General features: G+C 71.7%; 23 protein-coding genes. 16 read left to right on the top strand and 7 right to left on the bottom strand.

Going from position 1 to position 26,782, the window contains the following annotated elements:
- Nucleotides 1-3: 3 nt before the first annotated feature.
- The 5 genes from JKP75_RS04755 to JKP75_RS04775 all read right to left on the bottom strand — a co-directional run bounded on the left by JKP75_RS04755 (nucleotide 4) and on the right by JKP75_RS04775 (nucleotide 4,006).
- Entirely contained in the window at nucleotides 4-561 is a 558-nt protein-coding gene (locus JKP75_RS04755; RefSeq protein ID WP_200492372.1) for a DUF488 family protein, read from the bottom strand.
- A gap of 26 nt (nucleotides 562-587) precedes the next feature.
- Nucleotides 588-932 (bottom strand): hypothetical protein, encoded by a 345-nt coding sequence (locus JKP75_RS04760; RefSeq protein WP_200492370.1) that lies wholly within the window; start codon nucleotides 930-932, stop codon nucleotides 588-590.
- A gap of 48 nt (nucleotides 933-980) precedes the next feature.
- Nucleotides 981-1,811 (bottom strand): ABC transporter permease, encoded by an 831-nt coding sequence (locus tag JKP75_RS04765; protein WP_200492368.1) that lies wholly within the window; start codon nucleotides 1,809-1,811, stop codon nucleotides 981-983.
- On the bottom strand, nucleotides 1,808-2,737 hold the full coding sequence (locus JKP75_RS04770; RefSeq protein WP_200492366.1) for an ABC transporter ATP-binding protein: 930 nt from the start codon (nucleotides 2,735-2,737) through the stop codon (nucleotides 1,808-1,810). Before JKP75_RS04770 ends, JKP75_RS04765 begins: the two co-directional genes overlap by 4 nt.
- Before the next feature lie 186 nt (nucleotides 2,738-2,923).
- Nucleotides 2,924-4,006: an NAD(P)-binding domain-containing protein gene (locus JKP75_RS04775; protein ID WP_200492365.1), complete on the bottom strand. Its 1,083-nt coding sequence runs from the start codon at nucleotides 4,004-4,006 to the stop codon at nucleotides 2,924-2,926.
- A 157-nt stretch (nucleotides 4,007-4,163) separates the two neighbouring features.
- Between JKP75_RS04775 and JKP75_RS04780 the strand changes: the two genes are divergently transcribed.
- Genes JKP75_RS04780 through JKP75_RS20520 form a run of 5 tightly spaced genes read left to right on the top strand, consistent with a single transcriptional unit; the run spans nucleotide 4,164 to nucleotide 9,170 of the window.
- A complete protein-coding gene (locus tag JKP75_RS04780) occupies nucleotides 4,164-4,961 on the top strand; it encodes an ABC transporter ATP-binding protein (protein WP_200492642.1) in 798 nt (265 codons plus the stop codon).
- The gene (locus JKP75_RS20510) at nucleotides 4,958-5,386 is read left to right on the top strand and encodes an ATP-binding cassette domain-containing protein (protein WP_309229512.1); all 429 of its coding nucleotides are present in this window, start codon (nucleotides 4,958-4,960) and stop codon (nucleotides 5,384-5,386) included. Before JKP75_RS04780 ends, JKP75_RS20510 begins: the two co-directional genes overlap by 4 nt.
- A 43-nt stretch (nucleotides 5,387-5,429) precedes the next feature.
- A complete protein-coding gene (locus JKP75_RS22480; protein ID WP_255523282.1) occupies nucleotides 5,430-5,837 on the top strand; it encodes an ATP-binding cassette domain-containing protein in 408 nt (135 codons plus the stop codon).
- Nucleotides 5,834-6,724, top strand: coding sequence for a branched-chain amino acid ABC transporter permease (locus JKP75_RS04790; protein WP_200492363.1), 891 nt, complete (start codon nucleotides 5,834-5,836; stop codon nucleotides 6,722-6,724). Before JKP75_RS22480 ends, JKP75_RS04790 begins: the two co-directional genes overlap by 4 nt.
- A complete protein-coding gene (locus JKP75_RS20520; RefSeq protein ID WP_309229513.1) occupies nucleotides 6,717-9,170 on the top strand; it encodes an ABC transporter substrate-binding protein in 2,454 nt (817 codons plus the stop codon). Before JKP75_RS04790 ends, JKP75_RS20520 begins: the two co-directional genes overlap by 8 nt.
- 40 nt (nucleotides 9,171-9,210) lie before the next feature.
- On the opposite strand, the gene JKP75_RS04805 is transcribed toward JKP75_RS20520, so the two are convergent.
- Complete coding sequence (locus tag JKP75_RS04805) at nucleotides 9,211-10,299, bottom strand: MFS transporter (RefSeq protein WP_242472357.1); 1,089 nt, start codon at nucleotides 10,297-10,299, stop codon at nucleotides 9,211-9,213.
- Between the two features lie 197 nt (nucleotides 10,300-10,496).
- Here JKP75_RS04805 and JKP75_RS04810 point away from each other — a divergent pair, with 197 nt between their 5' ends.
- From JKP75_RS04810 to JKP75_RS04850, 9 genes are all read left to right on the top strand, one after another.
- Nucleotides 10,497-10,883 carry a DUF6394 family protein gene (locus JKP75_RS04810; RefSeq protein WP_200492358.1) on the top strand — a complete coding sequence of 129 codons (387 nt, stop codon included), beginning with the start codon at nucleotides 10,497-10,499 and terminating at the stop codon, nucleotides 10,881-10,883.
- A 12-nt stretch (nucleotides 10,884-10,895) separates the two neighbouring features.
- Entirely contained in the window at nucleotides 10,896-12,704 is a 1,809-nt protein-coding gene (locus JKP75_RS23320) for a TrkA family potassium uptake protein (protein ID WP_200492356.1), read from the top strand.
- 1,144 nt (nucleotides 12,705-13,848) lie between these two features.
- Nucleotides 13,849-14,271: a tyrosine-type recombinase/integrase gene (locus tag JKP75_RS20530; RefSeq protein WP_309229515.1), complete on the top strand. Its 423-nt coding sequence runs from the start codon at nucleotides 13,849-13,851 to the stop codon at nucleotides 14,269-14,271.
- Nucleotides 14,272-14,621: 350 nt separating this feature from the next.
- Nucleotides 14,622-15,137: a hypothetical protein gene (locus tag JKP75_RS04825; protein WP_200492354.1), complete on the top strand. Its 516-nt coding sequence runs from the start codon at nucleotides 14,622-14,624 to the stop codon at nucleotides 15,135-15,137.
- A gap of 219 nt (nucleotides 15,138-15,356) precedes the next feature.
- Nucleotides 15,357-17,393: a DUF262 domain-containing protein gene (locus JKP75_RS04830; RefSeq protein WP_200492809.1), complete on the top strand. Its 2,037-nt coding sequence runs from the start codon at nucleotides 15,357-15,359 to the stop codon at nucleotides 17,391-17,393.
- A 226-nt stretch (nucleotides 17,394-17,619) separates the two neighbouring features.
- Entirely contained in the window at nucleotides 17,620-19,479 is a 1,860-nt protein-coding gene (locus JKP75_RS04835) for a site-specific DNA-methyltransferase (protein ID WP_200492810.1), read from the top strand.
- A 138-nt stretch (nucleotides 19,480-19,617) separates the two neighbouring features.
- On the top strand, nucleotides 19,618-22,314 hold the full coding sequence (locus JKP75_RS04840) for a DEAD/DEAH box helicase family protein (RefSeq protein ID WP_200492811.1): 2,697 nt from the start codon (nucleotides 19,618-19,620) through the stop codon (nucleotides 22,312-22,314).
- Complete coding sequence (locus tag JKP75_RS04845) at nucleotides 22,307-22,744, top strand: type II toxin-antitoxin system VapC family toxin (protein WP_200492350.1); 438 nt, start codon at nucleotides 22,307-22,309, stop codon at nucleotides 22,742-22,744. The genes JKP75_RS04840 and JKP75_RS04845 overlap by 8 nt, the downstream gene beginning before the upstream one ends.
- Nucleotides 22,745-22,768: 24 nt before the next feature.
- Nucleotides 22,769-23,173 (top strand): JAB domain-containing protein, encoded by a 405-nt coding sequence (locus JKP75_RS04850; protein ID WP_200492349.1) that lies wholly within the window; start codon nucleotides 22,769-22,771, stop codon nucleotides 23,171-23,173.
- A 73-nt stretch (nucleotides 23,174-23,246) separates the two neighbouring features.
- Here the strand turns inward: JKP75_RS04850 and JKP75_RS04855 are convergent, their stop codons facing one another.
- On the bottom strand, nucleotides 23,247-24,449 hold the full coding sequence (locus JKP75_RS04855) for a hypothetical protein (protein ID WP_200492348.1): 1,203 nt from the start codon (nucleotides 24,447-24,449) through the stop codon (nucleotides 23,247-23,249).
- Nucleotides 24,450-24,769: 320 nt separating this feature from the next.
- Here JKP75_RS04855 and JKP75_RS04860 point away from each other — a divergent pair, with 320 nt between their 5' ends.
- Together JKP75_RS04860 and JKP75_RS04865 are read left to right on the top strand one after the other, a co-directional pair.
- Nucleotides 24,770-25,834 (top strand): helix-turn-helix domain-containing protein, encoded by a 1,065-nt coding sequence (locus JKP75_RS04860; protein WP_200492812.1) that lies wholly within the window; start codon nucleotides 24,770-24,772, stop codon nucleotides 25,832-25,834.
- Nucleotides 25,831-26,634 carry a hypothetical protein gene (locus tag JKP75_RS04865; protein WP_200492344.1) on the top strand — a complete coding sequence of 268 codons (804 nt, stop codon included), beginning with the start codon at nucleotides 25,831-25,833 and terminating at the stop codon, nucleotides 26,632-26,634. The genes JKP75_RS04860 and JKP75_RS04865 overlap by 4 nt, the downstream gene beginning before the upstream one ends.
- The last annotated feature ends 148 nt before the right edge of the window (nucleotides 26,635-26,782 follow it).

The raw sequence follows: 26,782 nt of genomic DNA on the forward strand, positions 1-26,782 counted from the left end.
ACCCTAGGCGACCGGCCCCTCGCCCCGGGAGCCAGCCGTCGCCGGCCAGTGGACGAGGCCGTCCGCGGCGAGGACGGCGCCGTCGGCGGTGCGGTGCGGCGCCTGCCGCCCGTCGGGCATCAGGTGGGTCACCGGCACGCCCCGGGCCAGGACGGCGACGTCGGCGATCAGCCGCCGGTGGCAGCGCCACCACACGCTCTCGCTGCACATCACCGCCACCGTCGCGTCCCCGGCGGTGGCGAGCAGCTCGTCGAGCGCCTCGGCGAACTCCGGCGTCCGGGTGTGCGCGGCGTAGGCGGCGAACTGCGCGACGGTCCACCAGCCGTCGGCGACCGGCGCTCCCGCCGGCAGGCTGCGCCGGCCGCCGAGCCGGGCGTCCCAGCGGTAGCCGACGCCGAGCTCCGGCACCCAGCGCTCGAGCTCCTCCCGGCGGACGTCGGGGTTGACCCGGCTGCCCGGGAAGCGGCGCACGTCGACGAGCTCGTCGAGACCGGCCGCGCGCAGCGCGGCGCCGAGCTCGGCGCGGTCGCGCGGCCCGTGGCCGACGGTCAGCAGCGGCACGGTCCAGGCCTGCCCGTGCCCGCTCGTCAGCCCGTCGCCCGCGCCGCCGCGGCGTGCAGCGAGCGGATGAACAGGACCTCCTCGCCCGACCGGCGCAGCCAGGTGCGCAGCCCCGCGACGTCGGCCCGGTTGCGGTCGCGCAGCTGGCCGAGGTTCACCTGGCGGGTGCTGGCCTGCGCCCGCTGCGCGGTGGGCAGCGCGCGGCCCTCGGCGCGGGCGACGGCGGTCAGCCCGGCGCCCAGGAAGACCAGCTCCCGGATCTCGGTGAGCTCCTCCAGGAGGGCGTCGGCCGCGGGGTCCTCGGCGGCCAGCAGGGTCAGGAACTCGTCGGCGCGGCGGCGCCCCTCGGCGGCGGAGTCGTCGGAAGTCACCGCACCACTGTCCCCCGGCCGGTGTGGCCGGGGGGCAGGGGGTGCTCGTCAGGCGTCGCGGCGGGAGAAGACCACCCAGGCGACCGCGAGCAGCGCCGCCACCTCCGCGGCGAAGACCGCGAAGCCGGGCAGCGGCGCCATGAGCTCGGGGTTGAAGGACACCGGCGCGGCGATGGGGGAGCCCGCGTTGCCCGGCAGCAGCTTCGCCGTCCACTCGCCCCACGCGCCCGGCAGCAGGAAGGCCATGGTGCCGACGACGAAGACCAGGGCGAGCACGGCCGACAGCGCGGCCGCGGTGTGCCGGACGAGCAGCCCGACGGCCGCGGCGAGCAGTCCCAGGCCGGCCAGGTAGAGGCCGCTGCCGACCAGCGAGCGCAGCACGCCGTCGTCGGTCAGCGCCAGACCGACGCCCTCGCGGTCGAGGAACCAGTTGCCGGCGAGGTAGCCGGCCACTGCGGTGACCGTGCCGAGCACGAACAGGGTGCCGGTGAGGACCAGCGCCTTCGCCGCCAGCACGGAGCCGCGCTTCGGGGTGGCGGCCAGCGTGGCCCGGATCATCCCGGTGCCGTACTCGGCGGTGACCGTCAGCGTGCCCAGGACGACGGCGGTGATCTGGGCGAACGTCATGCCGAAGGTGATGAACGAGCCGGGGGACTCGTCGGCCTCCCCGCTGGCCAGCCACTCGGCGTTGGTGGCGCAGATCAGCGCGGTCATCCCGGCGCCGAGGACGAAGAGCATCACGGCCGACCACACGGTCGAGCGCACCGACCAGAACTTGATCCACTCCGAGCGGAGGGTGGAGCCGAACCCGGGTCGCGTGCCGGGCACGTTGCGGCGCGGGTCGAGGACGACGGTGCTGCTGGTGGCGGTGACGGTCATCGGGGAGCTCCTGCGTGGTCGGCGCCGGTGCGAGCGGAGTACTCGACGCTCGAGGCGGTCAGGGTCATGAACGCGTCCTCGAGGGAGGAGCGCACGAGGGTCAGCTCGTGCAGGCGGAGGTCCGTGCCGGCGACCAGCTCGCCGACGGCGGCGGCGTCCAGTCCCTGCACGCGCAGCTCGTCGTCGACCGCGAGGACGTCGGCGCCGGCGGCGCGCAGCAGGTCGGTGACCGCGCCGCGCTGGGGCGTGCGGACGCGCACGAAGGAGGCGGCGTGCTCGGCGATGAAGTCCGGCATCGAGCAGTCGGCGAGGATCCGGCCGCGGCCGATGACCACGAGGTGGTCGGCGGTCAGCGCCATCTCCGACATCAGGTGGCTGGAGACGAACACGGTGCGGCCCTCGGCGGCCAGCTGCCGGGCCAGGGTGCGCACCCAGCGGATGCCCTCGGGGTCCAGCCCGTTGACCGGCTCGTCGAGGACGACGACGGGCGGGTCGCCGAGGAGCGCGACCGCGATGCCCAGCCGCTGGCCCATGCCGAGGGAGAACTTGCCGACGCGGGTGCCGGCGACCGCCTCGAGCCCGACCAGGCCGAGGACCTCGTCGACGCGGGCGTCGGGGATCCGGTTGCTCGCGGCCAGCCAGCGCAGGTGGTCCCGGGCGGAGCGGCCGGGGTGCAGCGCCTTCGCCTCGAGCAGGGCGCCCACCTCGCGCAGCGGCGCGGGGGCGTCGCGGTAGGCGCGGCCGTTGACCGTGACGCGGCCGGCGGTCGGCCGGTCCAGTCCGAGGACCATGCGCATCGTCGTCGACTTGCCGGCGCCGTTCGGGCCGAGGAAGCCGGTGACGCGGCCGGGGGCGACGGTGAAGGAGATGCCGTCGACGGCGGTCTTGGCGCCGTACTTCTTGGTGAGGCCGGAGACGTCGATCATGGCCGCGCGCCGGGGGAGGGAGTCGGTGGAGTCATGGCGGAGAGCCTCCCGGCCGGCGGGGGGCGGGCACATCGGGGAGCGCCCTGACCCGACCCTGAACCGCCCCCTACGGGCCTTCCCCGCCCCACATCGCCGATGTGGTCTCATCCGGGACGCGGACGGCCCCGGATCGCCGATGTGGGTGTCTCAGGCGGTCCGGGCGAGCTCCGGGCGGAGCAGCCGGCGCAGCTGGCGGGCGGCGGACTGCCCGGCCCGGTTGGCGCCGATCGTGCTGGCAGAGGGGCCGTAGCCGACCAGGTGGAGGCGGGGCTCGCCGGCCACGTGCGTGCCGTCCATCCGGATGCCCCCGCCCGGTGCGCGCAGGCGCAGCGGTGCGAGGTGGCCGACGGCGGCGCGGAAGCCGGTGGCCCACAGGATGACGTCGGCCCGCTGGGTGGTGCCGTCCTCCCAGGCGACGCCGTCGGGGGTGATCCGGTCGAAGACCGGCCGCCGCACCAGGACGCCGCGGTCCAGCCCGTCGCGCACGTAGGGCGTGGAGGTGAGCAGCCCGGTCAGCCCGACGACGCTTCCCGGGCGGCGGCCCTCGCGCACCGCGCGCTCGACCTCGGCGACGACCGCCCGGCCCGCGTCCTCGTCGAAGACGCCGTCCCGCCAGACCGGCTCGCGGCGGGTGACCCACGTGGTCGAGGTGACCCGGCTGATCTCGCTGAGCAGCTGGGTGGCCGAGGCGCCGCCACCCACGACGACGACGTGCTGCCCGCGGAACTCCTCGGCGGTGCGGTAGTCGACGGTGTGCAGTTGCCGGCCCCGGAAGGTCTCCTGGCCGGGGTAGCGCGGGACGAACGGCCGGGTCCAGGTGCCGGTGGCGTTGACGACGGCGCGCGCGGTCCAGGTGCCGGCGTCGGACTCCACGAGGAAGCGGTCGTCGTCGGTGCGGCGGACGGCGGTGACGCGCACCGGACGGAGCACCGGCAGGTCGAAGCGGCGCTCGTACTCCGCGTAGTAGGCGGGCACCGACTCGACGGCCGGTGCCGCGGGGTCGGCCGGCTCGAACGGCAGGCCGGGCAGGTCGTGCACCCGGTGCGTGGTGGTCAGGGTGAGCGAGGGCCAGCGGTGCTGCCAGGCGCCGCCGGGGGCGCCGTCCCCGTCCAGGACGACGAAGCCGGTGGACCGCTCGAAGCCCTGCCGCAGCAGGCCGTAGGCGGTGGACAGCCCCGCCTGACCGGCGCCGATCACGACGACGTCGGCGTGGCGGTCCCGGTCGGTCATGCCCGGTCAACGGCGGCCCGCCCCGCGGCCTTCCCGCCGTCGTCCGAGGTCACGGCTCGGTGGTCAGCGCGACGGAAGGGGTGCCCCATCCGTCGTCGGGCCCTACAGTGCCGATCATGTGGTCCAGATCACATTCCGACGTGGGACGGGGGCGCTCGTGCTGACCGTCGACGACCTGCACGTGACCTACGGGGGTGCGGTGCAGGCGCTGCGCGGCATCTCCCTGCAGGTGCCCGACGGCGAGGTCGTGGCCGTCCTCGGCAGCAACGGAGCGGGCAAGACGACGCTGCTGCGGGCCATCTCCGGCACCCTGCGCCTGCAGAGCGGGCGGATCGAGTCCGGATCCGTGCGGTTCGACGGCAACGACCTGCGTGCGCGCGACCCGGCGCAGTCGGTCCGCATGGGGCTGGTGCAGGTCCCGGAGGGCCGGCGGATCTTCGGCCGGCTCACCGTCGAGGAGAACCTGCGGGCCGGCGGGATGGGGAGCCGGGACAAGGCGGCCAAGGCGCGCGCGCAGGACCGCGTCTACGACCTCTTCCCGGTGCTCCGCGAGCGCAGCTCCCAGCGCGGCGCCCTGCTCTCCGGCGGGGAGCAGCAGATGCTGGCGATCGGCCGCGCGCTCATGGCCAGCCCGAAGCTGCTCCTGCTCGACGAGCCGTCGCTCGGGCTCGCGCCGCGCATCATCGGCCAGATCGGCGAGGTCATCGCCGAGATCAACCGGCAGGGCACCTCGGTGCTGCTGGTGGAGCAGAACGCGACCATGGCCCTCGGCGTCGCCGACCTGGCCTACGTGCTCGACGTCGGCGAGGTGTCGCTGTCGGGCAAGGCCCGCGAGCTCGCCCAGACCGACGAGGTGCAGCGCCTCTACCTCGGTCACGACGGCGAGGGGAGCGGCGACGGCGCCCCGCGCACGCGGGCGGCGTCGGGCCGCAAGCTCTCGCGGTGGACGCCGTGAGCGCGCCGGGACCGGCCGCCGAGGTCCGGTCGGACGTCCCCCCGGTCCTCGTGGAGGGCGTCACCGTGCGGTTCGGCGCGATCACGGCCCTGTCCGAGGTCTCGTTCACGGTGGAGCCCGGCACGATCCACGCGATCATCGGCCCCAACGGCGCCGGCAAGTCGACGATGTTCAACGTCCTGTCCGGCGTCTACAAGGCGGCCGAGGGCCAGGTCCGCTTCGGCGAGCACCGCCTCGACCGGATGCGGCCGTACCAGATCGCCGGCATCGGGGTGGCGCGGTCCTTCCAGAACATCGCGCTGTCGGCAGGGCAGAGCGTGGCCGAGAACCTCATGCTCTGGCCGCCACCACCTGACCCGGGCCGGCTTCGTCGCCGCGGGCCTGCGCCTGCCGCGGGCCACCCGCGAGGGCCGGGTCCACGGTGAGCGCGTCGCCGAGATCGCGGAGTTCCTCGAGCTCGGCGACAAGCTGCACACGCCGGTGGGGGTGCTCTCCTACGGCGACCAGAAGCGGGTCGAGGTGGCCCGGGCCCTGTGCACCGAACCGAAGTTGCTGCTGCTCGACGAGCCGGTCGCCGGCATGAACGCCCAGGAGACCGACCGGATGGCGGAGGCGGTGATCGAGATCCGGTCGGCGCTCGGGATCTCGGTGGTCCTCGTCGAGCACGACATGGGGATGGTCATGTCGCTGGCCGACCGGGTCACGGTCCTCGACTTCGGCCGCCGCATCGCCGACGGCACCCCCGCCGAGGTGCAGCGCGATCCCGAGGTCATCCGCGCCTACCTCGGCTCCGGGGACGAGATCAACCCCTCCGAGGCGGCCGAGGCCGCCGCCACCGGTGCGCACCCCTCCGAGACCCCCGGGACGCCGTCATGACCCAGTTCCTGTCGCTGCTCCTGAACGGCATCTCCCTCGGCGCGATCTACGCGCTCATCGCCCTCGGCTTCGTGGTCATCTTCAAGGCCAGCGAGGTCGTCAGCTTCACCCAGGGCTCGCTCCTGCTGCTGGGTGCGTACTGCATCGCGCGGCTGTCCGACCCGCTCGGCTTCTACCTCGCGGCCGCGGTGGGCATCGCCATCACCGCGCTGGCCGCCTTCGTGATCGAGCGGCTGATCATCAACCGGCTGCGCGGCGCCCCGGTGATCAGCCTCGCGATCGTGACCATCGGCGTCGACATCATCCTGCTCACCGAGCTGGTCCGCCGGATCGGCTCCGACATCCTCAACGTGCCGCACCCGTGGGGCGGGGGATCGGTCCGGATCGGTGACGTCGGCATCAGCGAGAACCGGCTGATCGCCATCATCGTGGCCGGCCTGCTCATCGCCCTGTTCTTCCTCGCCTTCAAGTTCTCCAGCTGGGGCGTGGCGATGCGCGCCTCCGCCGAGGACGGCGAGACGGCCGCGCTCATGGGCATCCGGCTGGGCCGGGTGTCGGCCCTCGCCTGGGTCGTGGCCGGCATCCTGACCGGCGTCGCGGCGCTGTTCCTCGTCGGCTCGCCGACGCCGGGGGTGAGCCCGACGGCGTACTCGGTCGCGCTCCGCGCCTTCCCCGCCGCCATCCTCGGCGGACTGGACTCCACCGGCGGCGCGCTCGTCGGGGGGCTGCTCATCGGCATGGCCGAGTCGTTCGCCGCCGGCTACCAGGACGACCTGCTGTTCCTGGGCCGCGGGTTCGGTGACGTCGTCCCGTACATCGTGATGATCGCGGTCCTGCTCGTCCGGCCGTCGGGGCTGTTCGGGACCCGGGAGCTGACCCGTGTCTGAGACGACCGCGACCGCCACCCGGGGCGCGTCCCGCAGCCGAGGCGGGGCGCCGCCGGCCCCGCGCCGCTCGTACCTGAAGCCGGTGCTGCTCGCCGTCGCGCTCGTGGTGGTGCTGGTCCTGCCCATCTACGTCGACGAGTTCTGGCTGCGCACCGGTTTCGCGGTGTGCGGGGCGGTGGTGGGGGCGATCGGTCTCAACCTGCTCGTCGGGACGACCGGTCAGCTGTCGCTGGCGCACGCGTTCTTCCTCGCGGTCGGCGCGGTCACCTACGTCTTCGTCGCCGGTGAGTCCGGCGGGCTGGGCCTGACAGACCTCAGCGGCCTCGGGTGGCCGCCGGTGGTCGGGATGATCGCCGGGGTCCTGCTGGCCGGCCTCGCGGGGCTGCTGTTCTCCCCGATCGCGGCCCGGTTGCGCGGCATCTACCTGGGCGTCGCGTCGCTGGGCCTGGTGTTCATCGGCCAGCACGTGCTGAACAGCTGGACGCAGGTGACCGGCGGGTTCAACGGCCGCTCCGCACCCGAGTTCTCCCTCTTCGGGTTCACCTTCGGCAACACCGACCCCGACCTGTATGTCCTCGAGGTGCCCTTCCGCGAGGCGGAGCGGCTCTGGTACCTCGGCCTGGCCCTGGCGCTGGCCGCCTACCTGTTCGCGCGGAACCTGCTGCGCAGCCGGCCGGGCCGGGCGCTGGAGACGCTGCGCGACAGCGAGGTCGCAGCCTCGGTCATGGGCGTCAACGTGCAGCGCTACAAGGGCCGCGTCTTCCTCGTCAGCTCGATGTACGCGGGGCTGGCCGGGGTGATGTACGCCCTCTCCATCGGCAGCATCGCGCCGGAGTCCTTCGGTCTGGAGCCGTCGATCCTCTACCTCGCGATGATCGTGCTCGGCGGGCTCGGCTCGGTGAGCGGCGCAGCTGTCGGCGCGCTCTTCGTCAGTGCGCTGCCGCTGATCTTCCAGCGGTACGCCGACGTGGTGCCCCTGGTCGGCGACGGCGGCCTGGCCGCGGGCGAGGCGGCCCGCTACCTCTTCGGGCTCGCGATCATCCTCGTCGTCCTCTTCGAGCCGGCGGGTCTGGCCGGGCCTGGCGGCCCGGTTCCGGCGAAGAGGCCGCGACGCCGGCGGCCGGGCCCGGAGCCGGTCCGCAGCAGCCACCGACGAATCCACCACCTCCGTCCCGTCCGACCCGCCAGCACAAGGGAGCACGTCATGAGACTTCGTCAGGGTTCGCGCGGCGCAGCCGCTCTGGCCGCCGTGGTGCTCGCCGCCGCCGCGGGCTGCAGCACCAAGGCGCCGGAGTCCGGCGGTGGTGGCGGTGGCGGCGACGCCGCCGACGTCCAGACCGACATCGGCGTGGAGGGCGAGACCATCCGGCTCGGCGTCCTCACCGACCTGACCGGCGTCTTCGCCGCGCTGGGCAAGGACATCACCAACGCGAACACGCTGTTCTGGGAGGAGAACCAGGTCTGCGACACCTACACCGTCGAGCTCGACGTGCAGGACACCGGCTACGTCCCCCAGCAGGGCGTGCAGCTCTACAGCGGCATGAAGGACAGCATCCTGGCGATGCAGCAGACGATCGGGTCCCCGATCAACACGGCGCTGGCGCCGGAGTACGAGGCCGACCAGATCGTCAACTTCCCGTCGGCCTGGTCCAAGACGCTCACCGAGATCCCGGGCACCGGCGTGGTCGGCGCGACGTACGACGTCGAGATCGCCAACGGCTACGACTACCTGTTCGAGCAGGGGCTGCTGGCCGAGGGCGACACCGTCGGCCACATCTACTTCGAGGGCGAGTACGGGGCCAACGGGCTCGCGGGCACACAGGCGGTCGCGGAGGAGAAGAACCTGGAGGTCGTCGAGGCGCAGATCAAGGCGACCGACCAGGACATGAGCGCGCAGGTCACCCAGTTCGCCGCGGCCGGCGTCGACCTGATCGCGCTGACCGTCGCCCCCGGGCAGACGGCGTCGGTCGCGACCGTGGCCGAGGCGCAGGGCCTCGACGTCCCCATCCTGGGCAGCAATCCGGTCTTCGCCCCCGGTCTGCTGCAGGGCCCGGCCGCCAACTGGTTGAAGGAGCACCTCTACGTGGCCTCGCCGGTGTCGTCGTTCGACGCGCACCCGGAGCTGCTCGAGCAGTACAAGGAGGCCTACCCGGAGGCGACGGTCAGCCTGGGCGTGGTCGTCGGCTTCGGGATGAGCGAGCTCATGAAGCAGGTGCTCGACGCCGCGTGCGAGAACGGTGACCTCACCCGTCAGGGTGTCGTCGACGCCTTCGAGTCCCTCGAGGAGGTCGACACCGGCGGGCTCGTCGTCCCGATCCGCGGCTTCGAGCTGGGCAAGTCCCCGAGCCTGGAGAGCTTCGTGCTCCAGCCGGCGGACGTCGAAGGCGGCGCCACCGTCGTGGCCGAGGCCTTCGAGGGCGAGTTCGCGGAGCAGATCGCCGGCTGAGCTGCGGGCACCCGGCGCCTCTGACCGCAGGGGCGCCGGGTCACAGCCGGCCGGACCGCGCGACCGGCACCAGGCGCAACACCAGCGACGCGGTGAGGACGGCGGCCGCCGCCAGCGGCACGGGCGCCGAGGAGGCGCGGGCGGCCACGGCCATCGCGAAGGGAGCGGCGAACCCGAGGTAGGCGCACGCCAGGAACAGCGAGTTCAACGCACCGAGCCGCGCCGGCGCGGCCAGCCGGGCGGTGAGCGTGAGCCCCGCGGCCAGGCACAGCCCGCCGCCGGCGCCCAGCAGGGGAGCCGCGAGGACGAGCCAGCCCACGGCCTCCGTCGTCGCGAAGAGCGCGGCGGCGGCGAAGCCGAGGGCGCCCAGCCCCGCACCGACGACGGCGGTCCAGGCCAGGAACCGCCGCTGCAGACCGGCCACCAGCGTGCCGGCCCCGAGGGTCACCCCGGCCAGGAGACCGGTCACCGCCACCCCGCCGTAGGGCAGGTCCACCAGGAGCGGGACGGCGCTGATGATCGAGCTGGGGAAGGCGTAGACGCACACCGCGACCGGTGCCAGGACGGTAAGCACCAGCAGCCCGTCGCCCGGGCGGATCAGCGGGGCACCGGGCGACGCGTCCGCGCCGGCGGCCAGCGGCCGGGTGAGGTCGACCGTCTCGGGCAGCCGCACGGCGAGGACGAGGGCGACACCGACCAGGGCCACGTGCACGAGGTAGGGCAGCACCGTGGGTGCCGGCGCGTACTGGCCGAGCAGGCCGCTGGTCAGCGGGCCCAGGGAGAAGCCGGCCGTCATGGCGAAGGCCGCGCGCCGGCCGCCCGCACCCGCGCCGGAGGCGAGCGAGAGCTCGCCGACCCAGGCGCTGCCCACGCTGAAGACGATCCCGCTGACGACCCCCTGCGCGAAGCGGGCGAGGAAGAGCAGCGCCAGGGCGTCGCCGGCGGCGGCGAAGGCCAGGGAGGCGAGCGCGGAGAGCACGACGCCGGGGACGGCGACCCGCCGGCGGCCCAGCCGGTCCGACAGCGGCCCGGCGACGAGCAGCGCGGGGACCAGACCGGCGGCGTAGACGCCGAACAGCGTGGTGAGCACCTCGGGGGAGAGGGCGAGGCGCTCCTGGTAGACGAGCATGCAGCGGCGTCGGGACGTTGGTGCCCGCGGCCACGGCGAACAGGACGAACGCCGCCCGCTTCCAGGTCACGCCGGCGACCCTACGGAGATCCGGCCGCCGAGGACCCGCTCGCGGCCGTCCGCCCGGTCTCGACGGGCGGACCGGGCCGCCGACCAGCACCATCAGGGCGCGGGGCTGCGACGGCGGGGAGGCCGGGGTGAATCTCGAGAAGGTGGTGTTCGGGTTCTTCGTCGTGCTCGCCGCGACGCTGAACTTCGGGTTCTTCATCGGCGACATCTCCGATCCGACGCTGCACAACCCCTACGAACTGTTCGCCGCCGTCGTGGTCAACCTGATCGCGACCGTGCTCAAGTTCGGCGACCGCACCCAGATCGGCGCCGTCCACCTGGCGACCAGCCTCGTCGCGGTGCTCCAACTGGTCACCGCCTCGCTGGCCTACGGCTACGCCGAGTACGTGTCCAGCGCCGGGATGGACGCCGGCTGGACGGCCAGCGTGGTGTCGCTGTCGGCCGGGGCGCTGCTGGCGAACGTGGTGTCGGTGGTGCTGCTCGTGGTGGAGACGGTCTCCTTCCACCGCGGCTGACCGGAGGCCGTCATGGGCAACCCGCTGCTCACCTTCTGGAAGAACCTCTTCGACCCCGACGACGAGGACCGGCGCGCCCGCCGGGCGACCCTGCGCGTCGCCGCCGCCTCGTCCGCGCAGGCCGAGGCCACGATCTTCCTGGTCCTGCGCCGCATGCGGGCGCCGCTGATCGTGCTGATCGTCATCTTCGCCGTGAGCGTGCTCGGGCTGACCGTGATCCCGGGGCAGGACGTCGACGGCCGGCCGACCCGCATGGGGTTCTTCGACGCCTTCTACTTCATGAGCTACACCGCCTCGACCATCGGCTTCGGGGAGCTGCCGGACCCGTTCACCTACAACCAGCGGATGTGGGTGACCATCTCGATCTACCTGACGGTGATCGGCTGGGCCTACGCCGTCGGCTCGCTGCTGGCGCTGCTGCAGGACCGGGCGTTCCGGTCGGCGCTGTCGCTGCAGCACTTCAGCCGCAAGGTCTCGCGGCTGCGCGAGCCCTTCGTGCTGGTGGCCGGCTACGGGCGGACCGGCGAGCTGCTCGGGCATTCGCTGGACCGGCTCGGCCGGCGGATCGTCGTCCTCGACCACGACGGCGAACGGATCGACGGCCTGGAGCTCGACTCGTACCACGCCGACGTGCCCGGGCTGACCGCCGACGCCCGCGACCCGGGGCACCTCGCCGTCGCAGGGTTGGACCACCCGTCGTGCGAGGCGGTCGTCGCGCTCACCGACGACGAGGAGGCCAACCTGACGATCGTGATGGCCGCGGCGCTGCTCCGGCCGGAGCTCCCGGTCATCGCCCGGGTGACCTCCCGCGCGCTCGCCGAGCGGATGGACGCCTTCGGCAGCCCGAGCCTGGTCAACCCGTTCGACCGGTTCGGGGACCACCTGCGGCTGGCGCTGCGGGCGCCGTCGTCCTACCAGCTGCTCACCTGGCTGGAGAGCGGTCCGGGCGGGGAGCTGCCGGCCCGGGGTTCACCGCCGCGGGACGGGCGGTGGGTCATCTGCGGCTACGGCCGGCTGGGCCGCGAGCTCTCCGCGGACCTGCGCGCCGAGGGGCTGGAGGTCTCCATCGTCGACCCCGCCCCGGAGGACGACGGCACGCCCGGGCTGCGGGTAGGGGACGGCACCGATCCGTGGGTGCTCGCGCAGGAGGACCTGGACCGCGCCGTCGGCCTGGTCGCGGGCACCGACAACGACACGACCAACCTGTCGCTGGTCGCCGCGGCTCGCCGGAGCCGGCCGTCGCTGTTCCTCGTCGCCCGGCAGAACCGCCCGGCCAGCGCGCCGCTGTTCGCGGCCATGGACATCGACGCCCTGCTGGTGCCCAGCGAGCTGATCGCGCACGAGGTGTACGCGCAGCTGTCGACTCCGCTGCTGTGGCGGTTCGTGCGCGAGATGCCCGAGCGCGGGGACGCGTGGGCGGCCGGGGTGGTCGACCGGCTCACCGCCGTGTGCGGCACCCGGCTGCAGGCGATGTGGAAGGTGCGGCTGACCCGGCGGGAGGCGCCTGCGCTGGAGCAGCGGCTGGCCGGCGGGTCGCTGCGTCTGGGCGACCTGCTGCGCAACCCGGAGAACCGGGACGAGCCGCTGTCGGCGGTGACGCTGGTCGTGCTGCGGGACGGCGAGTCCACGCTCGCCCCCGACGACGACTTCGTGCTCCGGGCGGGGGACGAGCTGCTGCTCGCCGGCCGGCCCTCCGCGCGCCGGGCGCTGGGCACGGCGCTGTTCGTCGAGTCGGTGCTGGAGTACGTCGTCAGCGGGCGGCGGGTGCCCTCGAGCTGGATCTGGCGGAAGCTCACCTCGGAGCCGGCCCCGCCCGGGTGACTCTGCGCGCGGATTGCCGACGGTGCGCCCGCGATCGCGCCCGCATCGTCCGGAACGCGTCCGCGGAGTGAGGCGGCCGCGAACGACGGAGCGGCCCCGGTCCTCGCGAGGACCGGGCCGCTCCGGGTGGTGCGCCATCAGGGACTCGAACCCCGAACCCGCTGATTAAGAGCCGCTATTCCGGCCCATTTCTTCTCCATTCCGGACGCTGCATCGTCGCTGCTCAGGAGGATGTTATACGTCGCTGACCTGCGGTAACGTGTGCCGCGAGGTGATGACGAGAATGTTGACATCAATTGGTGGGCGTCGGCTGAAAATGGCTGGAGACGGCTCTGTTGCGGACTCTCCGCGGACAGCTGCACTTCTTTCCCGCGCTGCGCGGTGCAGGAGTCGGCGGCTCGACGCCAGCTGCGCCGGCGGGCGGGCTGACCGGTGACCAGCATCGCGCGGCGGCCCAACGGGCGCTGGCGCCCGCGCTACCGCGACGCGGCGGGCAAGGAGCACGCGCGGCACTTCGAGAAGAAGGCCGACGCCCAGGCGTGGCTGGACTCGGTCACCACCTCGGTGCTCACCGGCGCCTACGTCGACCCCAAGCGAACCCGGGTCACCGTCGCCGAGTGGGCCGGCCAGTGGCTGGACAGCAAGGTCGACCTCAAGCCGACGACCCACCGCTGCTACGAGGTCTCGCTGCGGGTGCACATCCTGCCGACCTGGGGGCCGGTGCGGCTCGGCGACATTACCCACCAGGGCGTCGCCGCCTGGGTGACCCAGCTCTCCCGGTCGGGCAAGAGCGCCTCCACCGTGCGCCACGCCCACCGGGTGCTGTCGCTGATCCTGGGCCTGGCGGTGCGCGACGGCCGGCTGGCCCGCAACCCGGCGGTCGGCGTGCCGCTCCCGCGGAGGGTGCGCGGCGAGCAGATCTTCCTCACCTACGCGCAGGTCGACGACCTGGCCGCGGCCGCCGGCCGGGACCGGCTCGCCATCCTGTTTCTGGCCTACACCGGCGTGCGCTACGGCGAGATGGCGGCCCTGCGGGTCCGCAACCTCAACCTGCTGCGCCGACGAGCGCTGATCGCCGAGGCGGTCGCCGACGTCAGACGGCCGCGCGGTCTTCGGCACGCCGAAGACTCACCAGCGCCGACAGGTGCCCATTCCGCGGTTCCTGGCCGAGGAGCTCGCCGCCCACGTCGCGGACAAGCTGCCCGGCGACTTCGTCTTCGCCGCGGAGAAGGGCGGCGTGCTGCACCTGCGCAACTTCCGCCGGATGAGCTTCGACCCCGCCGTCCGCGCCGCCGGCCTGGACGGGCTCACCCCGCACGCGCTCCGGCACACCGCCGCCTCGCTGGCCATCGCCAGCGGTGCGAACGTCAAGGTGGTGCAGACCATGCTCGGCCACCAGTCGGCGACGATGACCCTGGACCTGTACGGCCATCTGCTGAACGACCAGCTCGACGAAGTCGCCGACGCGATGGACGCGGCGCGTGCCGCCGAGGCATCGTCGCGTCGCCCGGCAGCGACCGTGGCGGCGCTGCCTACCGGTCGCTCGGCCGGCGGCCCGGTCGGATGACCGACCAGCGGCCGGGGGTGTGCAGCCGCGGGTCGGCCGCTTCCCACCCCGAGCAGGATGCCGGCCGCCTTGGTCGCCGCAAGGGCGCTGCGCGTCGCTGCGCGATGGGCCTGCGGCCCACCCTTGCCCCGACCTGCGCCGGCCGGCGGGAGGCGGGTTGTGGGATGCGGCCAGGAGCGTCAGACGTCGCCCGGGTCCGCGAGGAAGGTCGGCGTCGTCCAGGAGGGCTGTGGACGGCGAACGAGCCGTCCACAGGCCACGGGACGAAGCGCTCCGGCGACACCGCGACCGCCCACTGTCACCGCGATGACACCTGCACCGCTCCGCGACCGGCCCCGAGAGGACACTCGATGAACGACGCAACCAGCAGCGCGCGCGACGAGACCACTCGCGGCCCGTGGATGACACCCGCCCAGGCGCGGCAACTGGCCGCCGCGGCCGGCGACCTGTACTTCCAGCTCCGCGAAGCCGACCTCGCGCGCGACACCGACCCCGACCCGGCTCGGCGGCGCGCTGGCTGGCGGCTGGACCTCGCCGCCGGAGGTCCGCACAGCGCTGCCGAAGACCTGCTGGACACCGCCGACGAGCTCATCCGACTGGCCGCCCGGCGGACCGACGCCTGCTCGGTGCCGTGGGGCGTCTGCCCCGAGCACGGCGCGACGCTGCGGTCCACCGCGGGGCGCTGCTGGTGCACCGCCCCCGGCTGCCTCCGCCGGTGGTTCCACGACCGACTCGGCGAGCCGTGCGCCGAACCGGTCACCCACCGCGTCGTCGACGCCGATGGCGATTGGCTCGACCTCTGCGACGGTCACGCCATCGACGCCCGCACCCGCATCATCAACGCCACGGTGATCCCGCTGTCCTGACCGCTCACCGGAAGCCATACGAGACGCCCCGCTCTGGTCTGGTGTCTGGCTGCCCAAGCAGGTCCCGAAGTCGCGGCAGGGTGATCTTCGGTTCGCTGGGAGCTTCGGCAGGGTCAGGCCGTGTCGCGCGGCCACGCGTGCTCCATGCGGCAGGATCACCGAGAACGCGGCGGCCAGCATCGAACGCTGCGCCCAGCCGATTGATCCCGGGAGATCAGTATGCCGTTCAAGACGCCGATCACCATCGCTGAAGCGCTAGAGAAGATGCACCGGCACGAGTTCGTGCTGCCGGCCATCCAGCGGGAGTTCGTCTGGGGCCCGGAGCGGATCTGCACGCTCTTCGACAGCCTGATGCGCGGCTACCCGGTCGGTTCGCTGCTGTTCTGGCACGTGGACGGAGACACGGTCGGATCGCTGACCTTCTACGACTTCGTGCAGACCTATCACCAGCGCAACGCCCCACACTGCCCGGTGCTCGATGTGGAGAAGGGCCGGTCGGTCACCGCCGTGCTGGACGGGCAGCAGCGGCTCACCGCGCTGAACATCGGCCTGCGCGGCTCACACGCGGAGAAGCTGCCCCGGCTGTGGGCCGGGAACCCGAATGCCTACCCGGTCAAGAAGCTGTACCTGGACCTGCTCTTCGTCGCCGAGGACAACGACCTGGACCAGCGCTACCGATTCCGCTTCCTCACCCCGGCCGAGGCGGCCGACCGGTCCGGCCAGTTCTGGTTCGAGGTGGCGACGATCCGCACGTTCAAGGACAGTTTCGACGCGCTGAGCTACGCCGAGCAGAACTCGCTGGGCATCGCCTCCGGCCGAACGTTGCTGCGGCTGTACGAGGCCGTGCACAAAGAGGCCTCGCTCAACTACTTCGAGGAGATGGAACAGGATCTGGAGAAGGTGCTGAACATCTTCATCCGGGTCAACAGCAAGGCGGTGGCGCTCAGCTCCAGTGACCTGCTGTTGAGCGTCGCAACCGCCCAGTGGCGGGACCGTGACGCCCGCGAGGTGATCCACCAGCTGGTCGACGACCTCAACGAGACCGGTCAGGGCTTCGCGTTCACTAAGGATCTCGTACTCAAGGCCGGACTGGTGCTGCTAGGCCGCGGAGACATCCGGTCGAAGGTCGGCAACTTCGACCGGCAGACCATGCGCGAGATGGAGGACGCCTGGGACGACATCGACAGGGCGCTGCGGCTGGCGGCGCTGACCCTGAGCACCTTCGGGTTCTCTTCCGCGACTCTGCAGGCCGGCAGCGTGCTCATCCCGGTGGCGCACTACCTCCATCTGCGGGGGCTCAGCGAGAGCTATCTCACCGCCGCCCAGTACGCCGACGATCGCGAGGAAATGCGCACCTGGCTCATGCGGTCGCTGATCCAGAGCGGGGTGTGGGGAAGCGGGTTGGACACGCTGCTGAGCGGGTTGCGCGCGGTGCTCGACGCCGAGGCCCGGCACGGGTTCCCGCGGGTCGCGCTGGAACGGGAGATGGGCCGGCAGGGCAAATCGCTGCGCTTCGATCCGGCGCAGATCGAGGATTTGCTCGACACCCGCTACGGCCCCCGGGCCTATCCGCTGCTCGCGCTGCTCTATCCCGGCGTTGACGTGCGGGGGGCGTTCCACATCGACCACGTGTTCCCGAAGAGCAAGTTCACCCCCGCCCGTCTTCGCGCTGCCGGCTACAGCGGAGAGGTCGCCCTGCTGTCAGAGCAGGCCAACCGGCTGGCCAACCTGCAGCTGCTGGAGGGCGCTGAGAACGTCGACAAGCGGGCCAAGCTCCCAGGGGCGTGGATGGCTGAGGCGTATCCCAACGCGGACGCCCGCGCCGGCTACGTCACCCGCAACGACCTCGGCGACGTCCCGGAGGAGATCACCGGCTTCGCCGACTTCTACAACCAGCGCCGGTCGCGCATGCGCGACCGGCTCGTCGCCCTGCTCGACGTGGCTGGGTCATCTACAGGGTCATCCGCCGCGCCGCAGGCGGACGACATGTACTTCGACCCCGCACCACGGTCGGAGGCGACCCGCCGCGACATCGGCGCGCATATCGTCTCGGCCTTCGCCGGGCTGCCCGAGGGTGCGTTTCTGACCGTGAGAGAAATCCGGGCGCACCGCAGCGACGAGTACGGCGACGAGTTTCCTTCGGCTGGCGCGATCAGCGCCCGGCTGTTCCCGTCCAGTGGGCGATGCACCGTGCCCGGCGTCGAGCCCGGCGAGAACGAGCGCGGCGTGCGGGGCGCCAGGCGGATCACCGCGTAGCCCTGCACCCCTCACCCGAACGGCGGCACCGCCATGCGGTCGTAGTCGTCCAGTGGCATGTCGTGGGCCTCGCGCGCGCGCCGTCGCCCGCGCAGCAATCCGATGGTGCGCGAGTCCGACCACGGCCCGCATCGTCCCACGTGAGCGGTCTGCGCACGGCGGGCCACGGTATGCGACGCGGGCGGGCGGCACGTGAGCGGACCGTGTCGTTCCGTAGGGCAGGATGGTGGACGGCGAGGAGAGGGGGCCGCGCGCGATGGGTGCGATCCGGCTGGAATGGGACGGCAAGAGCGCGGAGGTGCCGCGGCTGCGGCTGCCGCTGCAGACCGTGGAGACGGTCAACAGTCCCCGGGCCGACCGAGGCACGCTGTTCGAGTCCAGTGGGGACGACGGCGGGGACGGCTGGCGCAACCGGCTGATCTGGGGCGACAACCTGCACGTGCTCGCCTCGCTGGCCGACGAGCTGGCCGGGCAGGTCGACCTGGTCTACATCGACCCGCCGTTCGACTCCCGGCAGGACTACAAGGTGCGCATCGCCGTCGGCGACGGCGGCGCCGCGGCCGACCAGGACCTCGCCAAGCTCTCCTCGGTCATCGAGGAGAAGGCCTACCGCGACACCTGGGGCAAGGGGGTCGACAGCTACCTGCAGATGCTGTACCAGCGGCTGGTGCTGATCCGGGAGCTGCTCAGCGACCGCGGCTCGTTGTTCCTGCACCTCGCCCCGAACGTCAGTCACCTTGCCCGGGTGCTGCTCGATGAGATCTTCGGCGCCGACAATTTCCGCGCCGAGATTATTTGGAAGAGAACCACGTCGCACACCAGTACGCAGGATTTTGGGCCGGTGCACGATGTGATTGCGTGTTATTCCAAGAGCGATTCCCATCTCTGGCATCCGCAATTTGAGCCTTACGAGCAGGACTTCGTCGATCAGTACTACCGATACGACGATGGGGATGGCCGAAAGTACTGGCCAGGGGACATCACTGCTCCAGGTGTCCGGCGGGGAGACAGTGGCAAAGCTTGGCGGGAGTTTGATCCAACCAGCAAAGGGCGGCATTGGGGTGTCCCCTATGCAGACCTCGACACATTGGATGCCGAAAAACGAATCTACTGGCCGAAGCGTGGTTCAGGGTTCCCAATGCTCAAGCGCTACCTGGACGAAATGAAGGGCATGCCGGTCGGCGATGTTTGGACCGACATCAAGCGGATGAATCAGATGGCACAGGAACGCCTGGGCTACGACACGCAGAAGCCCGAGGCGTTGCTGGAGCGCATCATCAAGTCGTCTTCTGATGAGGGCTCGGTCGTACTCGATTGCTTCGCGGGCTCGGGCACGACGCCCGCGGTGGCCGAGAAGCTGAAGCGACGGTGGATCGCGGTCGACATCGGCCGGTTCGCCGTCCACACAACCCGCAAGCGGCTGCTCGACATCCCCGGCTGTGCGCCGTTCACCGTCGCCAACCTCGGCCGCTACGAGCGACAGGTGTGGCAGCAGGCCACCACCGGCGACGTGGTCCGCGCCTATCTCGACTTCGTCGTCCAGCTCTACGGAGCCGTCCCCGTCGAGGGCTTCAGCCACGTCCACGGCAACGTCGGCTCGCGGGCGGTGCACGTCGGGGCGGTCGACGCCCCGGTCTCCATGGAGGAGATCACCGACGCGGTCGACGATGCTCGCGCCGCCGGATACGTCGCCGTCGACGTGCTCGGCTGGGAGTTCGACATGGGCCTACATGAGCTGGTTCAGGACACGGCCCGCGACCGCGGCGTCGACCTGCGGCTCCGCCGCATCCCCCGCGAGGTGATGGACCCGCGCGTGGTGGCCAGCGGCGAAGCGGTGTTTCACGAGCTGGCCTACGTCAAGGTCGACACCGCGCTGCGCAACTCCAGCGTCGAGGTGCGGCTCGTTGACCTTCGTCCTACCCAATCCCGAGTTGGTGCCGGCGTCGGTCCGCGACAAGATCACCGGCTGGGCCGACTACGTGGACTACTGGGCGGTCGACTTCACCTTCGGGGCCGAGGGCGGCTCCGACGGCAACAGCGCCGACACCTTCCGCAACCAGTGGCAGTCCTACCGCACGCGAGCTGACCGGCGCCTGGACCTGACTGCGCACCACGAGTACGACGAGCCTGGCCGGCACACCGTGTTGGTCAAGGTCGTCGACATCTTCGGCAACGACACAACCACCGCCGTCCACGCCGACGTGCCCGCTCCAAGGTCACGAAGGTGAGCGACCCCTTCGCCGTCCCGACCAGCCGACGCGAGAGCCACGCGCCGCTGGTTGCCGGCGTCCGCATCGAGGTCGATGCCTGGCGGGCGGAGAACTATCCCGGCGTCACCGACACCACGCGTCGACTGCTCGAACACTGGTTCCTCGATGAGCACCAGACCGTCGACGGCTACCCGTTTCGCTACTACTTCGCCCAGCGTGAGGCCGTCGAGACGCTGATCTATCTGCACGAGGTCACCCGCACCCGCTCGCTGGCCGACATGGTCGGCCGGTTCGCCCGCACACCGGTGCCGGTCGCGCCCCAGCCCTACCCCCGCTATGTGGTGAAGGCTGCCACCGGCTCGGGCAAGACCAAGGTGATGAGCCTGGCGATCGCCTGGGCCTACTTCCGGGCGCTACGCGACGAGGCGGACGACGTGGCTCCGACCTCTCTGGTGATCGCACCGAACCTGATCGTGTACGAGAGGCTGCGGACCGACTTCGAGGGCGGCGCGATCTTCCGCGGCGACCCCGTGGTACCGCCGGAGTGGCGGGCCGACTTCGACCTGCGGGTCTGCCTGCGCGACGACCCCATCCCGCAGCAGGCCCCAGGCGTCCTGGCCCTCACCAACGTCCAGGCCCTGTACGAGCGCCGTCCCAGCCCGGACGCCAACCCCATCTCCGTACTGCTCGGGCCGGTGCCGCCTGCGCGGCTCTCCGCCCCCGATCCGCTGCTGTTGCAGTTGTCCCGTCGTGGACGCGTCGTCGTCGTCAATGACGAGGCGCACCACCTGCACGACCAGGTCAAGTCCGACACCGGTGAACCCTTGGTCGCCGTGCAGACCCTGCGCCGGTTGCACGAACTGACCCGAGAAGCCGGGGGGGCGGGCGTCAGCGCCCAATTCGACTTCTCGGCCACCCCCCGCAACCAGCAGGGCCAGCTGTTCCCCGAGATCGTCGCCGACTATCCGCTGGCCCAGGCCATCGAGGACGGCATCGTCAAGCGTCCCGTGATCGGTGAGCTCTCCGGCGACCTGCAGGCAGTCAGTGATGACGCGGCCGAGCGGTATCGGCAGCAACTCGGCGCCGGAGTGCTCAAGTGGCGCGAGTTCCGCGACCGGCTGGCACCAGCCGGGCATCGGCCGCTGTTGTTCGTCATGGCCGAGAACACCGAGGCTGCCGATCAGATCGCGGCCTACCTGCAGAGTCTCTCCGACCTGGCGGGCAGGGTGCTCACCATCCACGTCAACATGGCCGGATCCGCCCGGGGTGAGATCCGCCGGGACGACCTCGAACTCGCGCGAGAGGCCGCCCGTGCAGTGGATGGGCCCGACAGCCCATACTCCGCGATCGTCAGTGTCCTCATGCTGCGCGAGGGCTGGGACGTCCGGAACGTCTCGGTGATCGTGCCGCTGCGTGCCTACACGGCGAGGTCGGCGATCCTGCCCGAGCAGACACTCGGCCGCGGCCTGCGCCGGATGACCCCGCCCGGGTCCGGTGTCGATGAGCAGGTCGTGGTCATCGAGCACGAGGCGTTCCGTGACCTCTGGGACAAGGCCATGGACGACGAGGGGCTGGAGATCGAGCGGCGCCGTTCCGACGACGTTCACCCCGAGCCGGTGGTCATCGCCGTCGAGCCCAACCGGCTGGGCTCCGACATCGAGATTCCCAGCCTCTCCCGCACCCTGGTCCGCAACACCGCCGACCTGGCCGCAATGCGCGCCACTGACATCCCCGAGCGCCGGCTCTCCCTGCCCGAAACCCTGCGCGGCGGAACCGTCGACTACACCGGCCGCGACCTGCTCACCCGCGAGGTGATCGAGCAGGCCCGCTACGAGCTGCCCGCCGCGGATGATCCCGGCGCCGTCCTCGCCTGGTACGTCAACGTGCTGCAGTACGCCACCCGGTTGACTGGACAGTTCGCCGTGCTCGCTCCGCTCGTGCAGGAGTACATCGAGACGCGGGTCTTTGGCGGGCCGGTGGACATCACCGATCCGCTGGTGCTGCAGGTGCTGCGCGAGCCCGCCGTCCAGGAGACCGTCCTGGGTGCCCTGCGGGAGGCCGTCGACCGGACCACGCTGGTCACTCAGCGGGTGGCCGGGCGGGAGAAGCCGCTGCTGCTGTCGGCGACCCGGCCGTTCCTGTGGAGCGGGGAGGTCGCGTCGGCCCAGCGCTCGGTGTTCTCCGGCCAGCCGTGCGACAGCGGCCTGGAGGTGCGGCTGTGCGGTTGGTTCGACCGGGCCGAGGACGTCGCCGCCTTCGCCAAGCTCGCTCGGGAGGTCCGGTTCTCCCTGGAGTACCGCGCCGAGAACGGCCGGCTGGCGTACTACTACCCCGACTTCGTCGTCCGCCTGACCTCCGGCGAGCATCTGGTGATTGAGGCCAAGGGCCTGGCCGACCTCGACGTCCCCCGCAAGGACGAGCGCGCCGTGCGCTGGGCGGCCGACGCCACGTCGGCTTCCGGTGTGCGCTGGTCGTACCTCCGGGTGGACGAGAACGTGTTCGACCGCCATGCGCCTCGACTGCGCTCGGTCGCCGGCCTGGTCGAGGTGGTGGCCGAGGTGCGCCGGCAGGACTACCTCCGGTCGCAGCCGGAGCCGCGGCGGCGCAGCCGGGAGGAGATCCTGGCGGCCATGGCGAAGGCGCGGGAGGTCATCCTGCCGTTTGACATCGAGGCGGAGGTCCGGCGGCTGAGAGAGGATCCGCGTGCCTGACGCCTACGTCGTCGATACGGGTGTCTTCGTCCGCTGGTACGTGGCGCAGATCGGCTACGAGCACGCGCTACGGGTGCAAGCCGACTTCCTGGCCGGGACGGTCGCACTGGAGACCGTCGACCAGGTGCGCGTCGAGCTCGGCGACGTATTGCGGAAGCGCGGCCTGCAGGCAGGGGCACTCGATGAGACGGACTACGTGGCGGCAGTCCGGTCGCTCGACGACCTCGGTATCGACATCCACAGCACGGACGCCGACACACAGGAGCGCGTCGCGCTGCTGTGCGCGCGACGGCCGGTCACGTTCTACGACGGCCTGCTGGTCGACCGTGCGCTGCAACGCGGCCTGCCTCTGCTGACCGCGGACGCGAAGCTGGTGCGTGCCGTGGCGGGACTGTTGTCCACAGAATTGCTCGACGGCATCGACCCCTGACCGCCTGACCGTACGGTCGCCATCGTGCTGCTGCCGTCGGACCTCGCCCACGTCGAGAGCCTTGTGCGCGGCATGACCGACGGGCTTCCCGTCGAGATCGCCTGCGTCGTCCCGCGAAGTGCTGGGAGCTGGGGTGAGCCGGTCGTAGTGGGCCTCGGCGCCCCCGACTCCGTGGCGGCCCGGCCGCGCACCGTGCTGCGGGCGGTGCTCACCTCGGGCGCGGAGGCGTTCATCCTGGCGCATACGCACCTGACCCAGCAGCCGCCCGGGGACGACGACACTGCGGTCACCCGGCGCCTGGTCGCCGCCGGTTCCGTCGTCGGCGTCACAATGCTCGGACACCTCGTCGTCGGCCCCTCGACGGCGTGGCAGTGCACCGCCGACGGACGCTGGAGCTGTACGGGAGTTCTGTCGTCGGTGGTCGGCTGAACGACGAGGCGACCGGCGCCAGGTGGAGCCATGCGACGGTGCGTGTCTGGCCACCGGTTCACCGTTCGGCCACCTATTCGGAGGGCTTCTGCTTGGTGGCCACTATCCCGAGACCAGTCACGGCGACGGCACCGCCGACCATTACGGCCTTCTGTCCGGCTTCTGCTCCTGCCACTTTCAACTGCTTTGGATCGCGAACGGCCTCCGACCAAGTGATTGCTCGCAGTGCTTGCCGGTTCGTTCGGATGCCGAGTGGGACGCGGAAGTCCTCAATGACAGCCGCCGTGGCGTTCAGGGACTCGACCACGGAACGGGCTGCTCTGGCGTGGAGCACGATGTTCGCATTTGCGATGCCACCTGCGGCATCCATCCGCTCCATGAGTCGTTGCGTGTGTTCCAGCACCGACTCGCGCCGCTGCCTGCGCGCCTCCATGACGCCCAGACGATGTCCGTCGAGAGTGTGGGGCGCTGTGGTGAGCACATGGTCGAGCTCGACCACTCTGAACTCATCTTGGAGCTCGAAGCAGCGCGCGAGGATCGACAACTGGATTGCAGCCTCGCGCTCTATCTCATGTATTGCCCTCTTGAGGTCCCCGACCTTGCTCTTGCCTTCAACCTTGTCTGCGAGAGCGCCCAGTGCCTTCAGCGCTGTTTCCTGCACCTCCAGGATCGTTGCTGACTCGCCACTCACCTTGTCCCACAGGGTCTCTGGATCGCCGCCGTGCGCTCGGATCGTCATCGCTTCCTTGATCGCAGCGGCAGCGCGGTTCATCTTCGCGAGCACCGCGTCTCGCTGTGCGCGAAGTAGATCGTCGAGCTTCTCGTCCATCTTCACGAGCAGGGTCTTGAGCTCTTGGGCCTCTGACTGCTGAGCGAACTGGCTCAGGAGCCCTCCAAGACCCGAAAGCACCGCTGGATTCGTCAGCAGGGAGGCCGGGCCATCCTCAACCTGAAGCCACTTGTTGACCTTGCCCGGGTCTCCGAGCATGGCGTGGCTGATCCCCTCGGTCTTGGTCTTCATCAGTCCGCCGGCGTCCTTGAGCCGTTTCGCCGACTCGGGCGTCAACTTCAGGTAGAGCGCCGACTGCTCTGCGATGTCGGAAGCAGTCTTCGCGACCTCTCCCGATGCCTTCAGCAGCGTTGTGAGCTTGCTTAGCTCCAGCTCACCAGCGCTCGACAGGAGGCCTGCGTGCTCGAGGAACCGTTCGACAGCTGACCGCTCACCGGCTACCACGAGACCATCGTCATCGCTGACCAGTTCGATTTCGCCCGTCACTCCGTCTCCTTACCCCGGTAGAACGTATCGGGGCTCGTCGTTGAGGCTTGACTCGGCACGGATCGGCCTCGTCGTGGGCGGCATCGATCCAGCCGATAGTGCAGCAAGCTGCTGCACTCACTTCGATCTTCACGACGGCCATGGCGCCCAAGGCCCGTACCCTCGCCTGGTCGGTGCCGCAGCCGACTCCCGGGATGCACAGCGGCGCGGCGGCTACCGCGCTGACCGATGGTCTGGGAAGGATGGGTGGGCGCCCCGCCAGAGGCGTCACCTGCCAAACCCTCTGGCATGCTATAAGCATTATCAGGAGGGAGCTGTTAATGCTTATACCTACGCACGCCTGGGCGGCGCTGCTCGAGTCCGGGGTCACCGTTCGGCCCACGGGGCCGGCCCAGGTGGAGCTCGTGGCCGACGAGGGGGACGCGGTGGCCGTCACCGCGGCCGTGGAACGCCGGCCCACCGCGCTGTCGCCCAGCCATGTCCGCAGCCACCTGCTGCGCGGTTCGCCGGCGCGGGGGGAACTGCTGCTGGTGGTTCCCTCGGCCAGTCCGGCAGCCCTGGATGCGGCCGCCGCGGCCGGCATCTCGGTGCTCGTGGCCGACCCGACCGGCACCTCTGCGGTCACCGGACGGATCGTGCTGCCGGACCGGACCATCGAACTGAGCGCCGACCTACCCCGCCCGGACGCGGGGCAGCCGCCGAGCCGTCCCGGCAGGCGACCGTGGGGTGCGCTCACCGTCGTTCGCCGGCTGCTCACCGCCGGTCCGGCCACCCAGGTCGACCTGGGCCGGTCCGCCGCGGTGTCCCAGGCGCGGGTGTCCCAGGCGCTGTCCGGGCTGGTCGCCGACGGACTCGTGCGGCGCACCGTCGACGCCGGCCGGCCCCGCTGGGCCCCCGCGGACTGGGAGGCGCTGGTCGACTGGTGGCTGACGAACTACCCGGGCCCCGGCGGCATCACCACCTACTGGTACGGACTGTCGGGCGTTCCCGAGCAGGCCCGAGGGGCCGTTGCCGCTCTGAGCGCCGCCGGAATGCCGGCCGCGGTGTCCGGCGACGTCGCCGCCGACCTGCTCGCGCCCTGGCGGCGACCCGGCCGGGCCGTCGTCTACGCCGACCCGTCCGGGCGACCGGTGCACGATGAGCTGACCGCGGCCGGGTTGACGCCGTCGGGTGCGGGGGAGGCCACCCTTGAGCTGATCGTGCCGGCCGATCCCGGCGTGTGGCCGGCGCCGGGCACGACCGCCGCCGAGGGCGACTTGCCGCTGGCCGACCCCCTCCAGCTGCTCTGGGACGTGGCCCGCGCCCCCGGTACCGACGTCGACCAGGCCGTCGCCGCGCTGCGGCCGGTGCTGAAGGCCCGCGCGGCGGCCGCTGCGTCACGGTGAGCACGGCACACCGCCTGGTCCTGGTGTCGGCCGGCCGGGCCAGCGACGCGGCGTTCCTCGCCGCGGCCGATCTGGCCGTGATCGCCGGCGAGCTCGACGTGCCCTACCGGCTCGTCGGCGGCAACGCCGTCACCCTGCTCGTCGCCGTGCACGGCGTCAGTGACATGGTGCCGGCACGCGAGACCGCCGACGCCGACTTCGGCGCGGCGTACCCGGTGGTCGCCGACCCGCGGCTGCTCGCCGCGCTGCGCGAGCGCGGGTACCGACAGCAGTCCGGCAACAGGTTCCTCCGCACGCACACTCTGGGGTCGACCACCGGACGCACGGCGCCGAGCTGGGACCTCGTCATCGACGTGCTGGCCCCGTCCTACGTCGGCCGCCTTCTGCCCAACCAACCGCACGGCGAGCTGGTGGTCGACGAGGTGCCGGGGCTGAACCTGGCGTTGGCCCGTGACGGCACGCCGATCACCGTCGAGGTGACCCTCACCTCGGGCCACAACGTGACGGCGGCCCTGATGCTGCCGGACGTGGTCTCCGCGATCTGCCTGAAGGCCTACGCCTACGCCGGTCGCTTCACCGAGCGGGACGCCGTCGATCTGTGGCGCCTGCTGGAGGCGGCGTACGCCGCCGGCATTACCGCGGCCACCTGGCCGACCGGGCCCACGGCCACCCAGGCAGCGGCCGTACTGCGCCGGCACTTCGGCCGCCCCGGCGCCGCCGGCCTGGCCCGCGCCGGCGACAGCATGCGCGACCGCACCCGCATCACTGCACTCGTGGCCCACGTCGTCGGTCCACCCTGACCGGAGCGGCCTTCCGGTCGTGCTCAACGCGGAGGCGGTGCGCTTCGTTGCCGTCTTCGTGGAGGGTCCGCCGATGCGCGGAGTCGGCCACAAAGGAAGTCCATCGGCTGCCAGGCATCCCGTGAGGAATCACAGACAGTTTCGCAGC

The organism is Blastococcus sp. TML/M2B (genome assembly GCF_016612865.1).
Lineage (GTDB): Bacteria > Actinomycetota > Actinomycetes > Mycobacteriales > Geodermatophilaceae > Blastococcus.

Excerpts from the sequence above, each read along its gene's own strand:
- JKP75_RS04825 (WP_200492354.1), top strand. The coding sequence starts at position 14,622 with ATGAACGACGCAACCAGCAGCGCGCGCGACGAGACCACTCGCGGCCCG.
- JKP75_RS04805 (WP_242472357.1), bottom strand. The coding sequence starts at position 10,299 with ATGCTCGTCTACCAGGAGCGCCTCGCCCTCTCCCCCGAGGTGCTCACC.
- JKP75_RS04765 (WP_200492368.1), bottom strand. The coding sequence starts at position 1,811 with ATGACCGTCACCGCCACCAGCAGCACCGTCGTCCTCGACCCGCGCCGC.
- JKP75_RS04775 (WP_200492365.1), bottom strand. The coding sequence starts at position 4,006 with ATGACCGACCGGGACCGCCACGCCGACGTCGTCGTGATCGGCGCCGGT.
- JKP75_RS04830 (WP_200492809.1), top strand. The coding sequence starts at position 15,357 with ATGCCGTTCAAGACGCCGATCACCATCGCTGAAGCGCTAGAGAAGATG.
- JKP75_RS23320 (WP_200492356.1), top strand. The coding sequence starts at position 10,896 with ATGGGCAACCCGCTGCTCACCTTCTGGAAGAACCTCTTCGACCCCGAC.
- JKP75_RS04790 (WP_200492363.1), top strand. The coding sequence starts at position 5,834 with ATGACCCAGTTCCTGTCGCTGCTCCTGAACGGCATCTCCCTCGGCGCG.
- JKP75_RS04770 (WP_200492366.1), bottom strand. The coding sequence starts at position 2,737 with ATGATCGACGTCTCCGGCCTCACCAAGAAGTACGGCGCCAAGACCGCC.
- JKP75_RS04860 (WP_200492812.1), top strand. The coding sequence starts at position 24,770 with ATGCTTATACCTACGCACGCCTGGGCGGCGCTGCTCGAGTCCGGGGTC.